The organism is Paenisporosarcina sp. P4_D4 (assembly GCF_056401835.1).
In genome coordinates, this window is record NZ_JBFUIO010000100.1 from 1 (window position 1) to 7,206 (window position 7,206).

Below are 7,206 nucleotides of genomic sequence, written 5' to 3' on the forward strand. Positions count from 1 at the left end.
GTATTCAGTGGAATGAGTTCTTTGCTTTATGGGTTCATTTTTTTCGGAGTTATTATTTTCATCATTACAGGAATCCTTTTTGGCATCATCTTAATAAGAAGTTAACGATTAAGAAATGATTAAGTCTATACAATTCAGAAACTGCACTGTATCAGCTTTCTACTGATAAATGAACATGGAATAAACTATTCATTTAGACTATGTTTTTTTTCAGTTAATCAAATCAGTTGCTAATCCGAGAGAATGGTGCTATGATAAAGAAGAATTATTTTTGTCGGTGTAAAAGATTTGTATACGTTTCAGACTTATCGTCTTAATGATCACTTTGGGCAGGGATAGTATTACATTGTGTGAATTTCACACTAGGAGGCAACAAAAATGGAACAAGGTACAGTAAAATGGTTTAATGCAGAAAAAGGTTTTGGTTTTATCGAGCGTGAAAATGGGGACGATGTATTCGTACATTTCTCAGCAATCCAAAGTGAAGGCTTCAAATCTTTAGACGAAGGTCAAAAAGTTACTTTCGACGTTGAGCAAGGCGCTCGTGGAGCTCAAGCTTCAAACGTTCAAAAAGCATAATTTAACCTTTCAACAGACTCTACATTGTAGAGTCTGTTTTTTATTTGTCCAAAATAAAAAGCAAATAAGAAAAATAGTTCCACTCTAGTCTGATTCCGGCGCTGGAAGCATCGAATCGAAACCCCGCTTTCTCATGAGGGATTGAAGCTTAGATGCAGGCAGGCTGGCACTTGGAGCTGAACATAGCAAAACTTTACACTAGAAAATTTATTCTTTCATATATGTCAAAAAAACCACTGCTCATGTTGTGAGCAGTGGTCTTCATTCAAGTAAAGTAACACAATTTAAAGGATTCTTAGATTATAGCATACCTTCTAACTCATGCAATGCTTTTTGGGACCTTTCAGTTTTCCTCTATTTCATTTATTACCCTCTTTCAGTTAATTTACTTTCTCCATAAAAAAAACCGGCAATCGCCGGTTTAAATTCCTTCATATAATGCCTGTACAGGCTTCATTAATACACGGTTAACATCTTCCATTAACCCACTAAGCGCCATTTCAGCTTGAAGCATCTGTTCAATTTTGGGATTCGATTGAGCAAGCTGTGCCGTTTTCTGAGCGTACTCAAGTTCTTCTCCCGAGATTTCTTCACCTTGCATTTGTTTTTGTTGCAGTGTCATTTGCAAGTCACGGAAGCTCTTAAACAACGCCAATGCTTGTTCATCCGTCTTTACTGCTGCTACTGCTTTTTGTACAGAAGCATACTCTGACGTTTTTCTGAATGTGGTTTCTAATCGATTGATATCATCATAAATGTTAACTGACATGTGATCACTCCTACATAGTATTGATTAAGTACATGATACCACCTTGGATTAAACCAATAAGCCCACCAAGTAATGCCCCAAGTACCGTAATCATTTTAAATTCTTTTTTAGAGATACCCAATACTAGATCTTCAAGGCGTTCAACAGGGAAAGAATCAACTTGCTCTTCTACCATCTCTTCAAGCTTTAATCGTTGAATCGTTTCTTCCAGTTTTATTTCGCCTTGGGTAAAAATAAATTCAGTCATTTTGGGCGTCAAGTTATTGGCTGTCCAATCAGCACCCTCTGGCCAATACGATTGTAACGTAGCATCCAGACGTTTTTCAAGTGCCACCTCTTGTTTGACATACGATTTTACAACCGTTATTACCGGCTGTAAATCAAACCCACCAATCAATTCATGCAAGGGACGATCTTTTAATTTGTCCAATTCTCCGTGAATAACATTGGTAAGAAGTTCAAATGTTCCAGGTGCGCGTAGGAATTTTTGAATTTCCGGTTKCACTCGATCCACTATAGAAGAAGATTCTCCCATAAACATTTGAATCATATTGCCAAAAGTACCCTTTGACGAAAGGAAATCGTCTATCAGTCGTTTAACCGTTTTCCGTCCTTCTTCAGAAGCAAAGTAGGTTTCCCCTTTTGCAATCATATACGAAACAATTTCAGGAATGCGTTCATCGGCTTGTTTCTGCCACTGTTCGGGTGCAAGCTCCTTCACTGTTTTTGATGCAAATTTGGATTCAAGTGATTCGAATTGTTCATCGATAACGGAATCCATTTTATTTTCTACAAGTGCAGGAACGTTTTCGATGCCAGCTTTTGAAAGCCATTGCTGTAAGGTCATATCTGATTCAAAAAGATGTTTCGTTAGTTGACCTTGAATCCATAACTCCGCTTTTCTTCGCATATCATCAGAGAAGAAACGTCGTTTAAATGTTTCTGGTGTCAATAAATGCTCTACAACCGTTCGGCCAAGTTGTTTCGCCAACTCATCTCTTCGCCTTGGAATTAGTCCAGGCGTAAATGGCACACGCCATTTGCCGATATATTTCGCTTCATGAGGCCGAAACAGCATTTTAATCGCAAGGTGATTCGTATACCCACCGATTAAGGCACCAATAAATGCCATGAAAAGTAATGTCCATATAAAGTCCAAGTTGGTTCACCTTTTTCTGTCAATCTGCCTTTCATTATAACAGACAAAGGCAGATTGATAAAAATGTGAACCTCTCATTTAAAGTGCATTGTACATCGTAGAAAATCTGATCGCGTGTTCCATTTCGTCATGCATGGCAATGAAAAAGGGATTGTAGGCTTCGGGTAAGGGAACGGTAAGTAGCATTTCTTTATAAAAATCGGTCGCTTCCAGCTCTTTTTCAAGCGACTCTTTTGCTGCTTGCTTTAAGTTAGTTGGTGGTTTAGGTTTAGGGGGATTTTGTACAAATTCGCCGGTGAGCATATAATGGAGTTGTTGGAACATTTCATAATGACTTTTTTCGTCCTCCATCGCATGCCTGATAAACGATTGCCAGTATGGATCATCAGTCAGCTTCAACATGGATTTATAAAAATAAAAATCTCGATACTCGTCTAATATGGCTTGTTTTAATTGTTCATTAAACATTAGGCCACTCCTTTACGCCTTTTTTCTAGCGTATGCAGGTGTGTCTCTACCTATGAAAGGAGCCCAATCATGCTGCAACATTTTAGCTTCAAACCCATGTTTGAAAACAAACAACTACCTGGCTGGACATTTTCATTTTTCTATAAGCAAAGTCGTTATTCTGGTGAATACTTACCGGATGGATCCATTTCTTGGACAAACGGTTCTATACCTCCAGACGAAGAAATTGTAAAAAAAATGATTCACGAGCTGATGCTCTTTCATGTTTACGATTGAAGGATTATTTCATACACAAAAATAGCTGGAAACGCCTGTATCTCGCGTCTCCAGCTATTTCTCATTTATCTACTTTTCACCAACATACTGACAGCTTCCTGAATGGCAGTTTCTGTAGAAGAGCCTCTTTCATTAGCTTCAATAATACAGTTTTCTAAATTTTTGGCGATAATCAATCCAAGTGTGCGATCTGAAGCAGAACGTACAGCAGAAAGTAGAGTTACAACATCACGGCAATCTTTACCCTACCATCATTCTGATGACGCCTCGCACTTGTCCTTCCAGGCGTTTTAAACGATTCATCAAATCTTTATCATAATGCAAGTCCGTCCAACTCCTCATAGCGGATTTAAGTAAAAAAACCCTTACAACACCTGTTTTTTTCTTCCAAATACAACATAAAAGTAACTGGAAGAAAGAATGTATAAAACACCTGTGATTGAAAAGGCATAGGCGTAACCCCAATAGGAGCCATATGTCGTCACTAATAAAGCAGAAACAGGACCCATCACTGCCCACCCTATATTGAATACCATTTGATTAACGGAGTTTGCTAATCCTTTATATTTATCATGGACGACTTCCATTGCAATCGCGCTTTGAATCGGATTACCGGCATTCATTAACGCCTGTCTCATTAAAAAACCAGCAGATGCAAGCCATACGGAAGTTGTAAAAGCCGTTAAAAACAAAAACGGCAACGACCCTAACTGAAATAGCACCAGGGCATTTACTTTCCCAACTTTTTTGACCAGCATCGGACCAATCAACATCGCAACAGCTGTCATTGCCGAACCAAGAGAAAGCACTAATCCGATAAATGCGGACGAAGCATCAAATCGATTGGCAAAATACAAATTCAAATAAGGAATGACTAGACCCGAGCCAATTCCTATTAACAATTGAGCAAAGGCAAATAACACAATAATGCGTACATTTATTTTAAATCCGCTGTCTTGTTCGGGAAGATTTATCACTGCTTCTACTTTCGATACCTCCGAAACAGTTTCAGGTTTTAATTTCAATAAAGGTACAATCCCACATGTGAACAGTGCTGCTCCTGCAAGAAGAGACCAACGGATGGCGTCGACCGCAGTCATTCCAAATCCAAATTCGAGAACATCAGCCAATACCCCGCCACCGAGACTCCCAATTACACTTGCCACTGTGACAACCGAAAAGTGAATACTGAACAAGTGCATACGCTCGGAAGCTTTTGAGTTTTCTGCGAGAAAAGGAACGCCTGACACCTGCACAATAGCCATAAAGAGTCCTGTAAAGAACGCTGCAATGACAATAGGTTCTTCAGTTACAACTATACTTCTATAAAATAATGTACTCGCCGTCAGTAATGTACCGACCACTATGCTCCATTTCCTTCCGAAACGATCACTCAAAAATCCAGCAGGAATCAGGACAAGTGCTGTTGCTAAAGACATATATGAAATGACTTTCCCATTTACGACTTCGGATAATCCGAGTTCTTTTATATATAAATTGTACATGACCATAAACACGCCCATACCAATTTGAATCAGGACATTCGCAAGCATGAACATCCGTATGTTTTGATTAAAACCTGTAGTTTTTTTCTTCCATTCAGACAACCATGTATTCATGTTTATATATATCCTCTAACCCCTTTGTTTCGCCTCTCTAAATATAAGACTTTCATTTGGAAGATGCAATGCTTAGAAATGCGTAAGCACCACTCTAGCCTGAAACCGTTGCTAGGCGAGATTCGAAAGCTTGCTTTCGTATGAGGGACTGAAGCTTAGGTGCAGACTGGCGCTTGGATTTGGACACAGCAAATCATGAAAGAAAGAAATTACCTCGAAAAGATCTAACTTTGTAATAAGCATAAAAAAGGGAGTGCCCCTTAACCCACTTGCGGGTTAAGAGCCACTCCAGATTGTAAGCGATACATTTGTTCATAGCGGCCACCGAGTGCAACTAATTCATCATGTGTTCCTTGTTCAACAATTGCCCCTCGATCCAATACTAAAATGCGATCTGCATTTTTAATAGTAGAAAGTCGATGCGCAATAATGAAAGTTGTACGTCCTTTTTTCAGCACTTCCATAGCATGCTGAATAATTTCTTCTGTTTCTGTATCAATATTGGAAGTTGCTTCATCCAAAATTAATATCGCAGGATCAAATGCTAATGCACGAGCGAACGAAATTAATTGACGCTGACCTGACGAAAGAGTGCTTCCTTTTTCAATTACCGGCTCATCAATTCCATTTGGTAAATGCTTCAGAACACGTTCTCCTCCAACTGCATCCAGAGAAGCTATCACTTTTTCACGGGATATTCTTGCATCTCCAAGGCTGACGTTGGATTCAATGGTGCCTGTAAATAAGTAAGGATCCTGCAAGACAATTCCCATATGATCTCGTACCGTTTGTCGGGACAAGTCTTGAATGTTTGTTCCATCGATGGTTATAGCACCTTTGGATACATCATAGAAACGGAACAATAAGTTCATGATAGAGCTTTTCCCGGATCCGGTATGACCAACTAACGCCACCGTCTCCCCTTGCTTAGCTTCAAATGAAATGTTTTTCAGTACATACTCTTCATCTTTATAAGCAAACCAGACGTCGTCGAATCGAACATTGCCTCGATAACGGGCAATTTTTTCGTCGCTGACCTCTTCACCAGAGCGATCCAGTAATCGGAAAACACGTTCAGCAGCTACAAGTGCCTGCTCTAATTTAGCTAACTGATTCACAACACCCGTCACTGGGTTAAACAGTCGCGTAATGTAATCAACAAAAGCATATAACACACCAACTGAAATCGCAGTGGTTGCATTCAAAGATGCTCCGCCGAAATACCAAATGAATAATACAAATGTAATAGAGCGGATTGCACCAACCAGGTTATGTGAAGTTCCCGCATCCAAGTACAACAGTTTATTTTGATACTTGTAATGTTCGCGATTCATCACTTCGAACTCTTCTTGCATTTGTTCTTCACGACGGAATGCCTGAATAATCGTCATACCTTGAATGGATTCATTAATCATCGCGTTCATATCACTTACTTTTGCACGGACGATGTGGTTATATTTCGATGCATATTTTCGGTACATGACCATCCATACAAACAAAATAGGTAAAACAAATAATGCGATAGAAGCCATTTTCCAATCCAAGAAGAACAGCGCCACATAAATACCTGTAATGTACATAGCGCTTGAAGCAAATTGAGAAAGAACTGTTACATATAATTCTCGTATTGCTTCCGTATCGTTTGTGATACGTGCAACTACTTTACCGGCAGGCAAGTTATCAAAGTAGCGGATCGGCAATGTTTGGATGTGTTGATACACATCATTTCGCATTTTTTGAATAACACGGTTCGCAGCTTTTTGTAGCAATAAATATTCACCGTAACGGAAAATTGCTGCCACGACTGTTAAGGCAAAGAACACACTAAGCAGCATCACAATCGGTTCAAAATCTATTGAACCTGCAGTCGTATCTGCAATATGTTCGTCAATGATTTTTTTGGCAATCAAAGGGCCTGCCAAGTCGGCTGCTACTGCAACCGTCAGCATGGCAATTCCCATGATTAATAATTTTTTATAATGAAGGGCGTACAGCCATAATCTTTTTCCTGTACTCATGATGACACCTCCTCAATTTGCTGTCGGTCGAACTGTTCTTTATACCAGCCCTCATTCTCCAGCAAATCTTCATGTGTACCTTCTTCAATCATTACACCGTCGTCCAATACAATAATCCAATCTGCATGTTGGATGGCTGATAGACGATGCGTGGTAATAATCGTTGTTTTTCCTTGTCGTTCTTGTTGGATATTTTCAATAATTCGCGCTTCTGTTTTTGCATCAACAGCGGACAAGGAATCATCCAATAATAAGATTTCAGGATTTTTAATGAGTGCTCGGGCGATTGAAATACGTTGTTTTTGACCGCCAGATAAC

The 7,206-nt window shown here is 39.4% G+C and carries 8 protein-coding genes and 1 pseudogene; 2 read left to right on the forward strand and 7 right to left on the reverse strand.

Annotated elements, in window-relative coordinates; all coding sequences use genetic code 11:
• The first annotated feature begins 378 nt into the window (after nucleotides 1-378).
• On the forward strand, nucleotides 379-579 hold the full coding sequence (cspC, locus tag AC1DSL_RS14625; protein WP_016429181.1) for a cold shock protein CspC: 201 nt from the start codon (nucleotides 379-381) through the stop codon (nucleotides 577-579).
• Between the two features lie 421 nt (nucleotides 580-1,000).
• Here the strand turns inward: cspC and AC1DSL_RS14630 are convergent, their stop codons facing one another.
• The 3 genes from AC1DSL_RS14630 to AC1DSL_RS14640 form a co-directional block, all read right to left on the reverse strand.
• Nucleotides 1,001-1,348, reverse strand: a complete 348-nt coding sequence (locus tag AC1DSL_RS14630; RefSeq protein ID WP_477532727.1) for a YlbF/YmcA family competence regulator — start codon at nucleotides 1,346-1,348, stop codon at nucleotides 1,001-1,003.
• A 10-nt stretch (nucleotides 1,349-1,358) separates the two neighbouring features.
• Nucleotides 1,359-2,507: a DUF445 domain-containing protein gene (locus AC1DSL_RS14635; RefSeq protein ID WP_477532728.1), complete on the reverse strand. Its 1,149-nt coding sequence runs from the start codon at nucleotides 2,505-2,507 to the stop codon at nucleotides 1,359-1,361.
• Nucleotides 2,508-2,585: 78 nt separating this feature from the next.
• Entirely contained in the window at nucleotides 2,586-2,975 is a 390-nt protein-coding gene (locus AC1DSL_RS14640; RefSeq protein ID WP_016429184.1) for a ferritin family protein, read from the reverse strand.
• A gap of 69 nt (nucleotides 2,976-3,044) precedes the next feature.
• Here AC1DSL_RS14640 and AC1DSL_RS14645 point away from each other — a divergent pair, with 69 nt between their 5' ends.
• A complete protein-coding gene (locus tag AC1DSL_RS14645) occupies nucleotides 3,045-3,251 on the forward strand; it encodes a YheE family protein (protein WP_477532729.1) in 207 nt (68 codons plus the stop codon).
• A 65-nt stretch (nucleotides 3,252-3,316) separates the two neighbouring features.
• On the opposite strand, the pseudogene AC1DSL_RS14650 reads toward AC1DSL_RS14645, so the two are convergent.
• From AC1DSL_RS14650 to AC1DSL_RS14665, 4 genes and pseudogenes are all read right to left on the reverse strand, one after another.
• Nucleotides 3,317-3,575, reverse strand: a pseudogene (locus AC1DSL_RS14650) (metal-sensitive transcriptional regulator).
• 41 nt (nucleotides 3,576-3,616) lie between these two features.
• Nucleotides 3,617-4,870 carry an MFS transporter gene (locus tag AC1DSL_RS14655; protein WP_477532730.1) on the reverse strand — a complete coding sequence of 418 codons (1,254 nt, stop codon included), beginning with the start codon at nucleotides 4,868-4,870 and terminating at the stop codon, nucleotides 3,617-3,619.
• Nucleotides 4,871-5,130: 260 nt separating this feature from the next.
• On the reverse strand, nucleotides 5,131-6,888 hold the full coding sequence (locus AC1DSL_RS14660) for an ABC transporter ATP-binding protein (RefSeq protein ID WP_477532731.1): 1,758 nt from the start codon (nucleotides 6,886-6,888) through the stop codon (nucleotides 5,131-5,133).
• Nucleotides 6,885-7,206: ATP-binding cassette domain-containing protein (locus tag AC1DSL_RS14665; RefSeq protein ID WP_477532732.1), on the reverse strand; the 322-nt coding region annotated here is incomplete at its 5' end. The genes AC1DSL_RS14665 and AC1DSL_RS14660, both read right to left, overlap by 4 nt.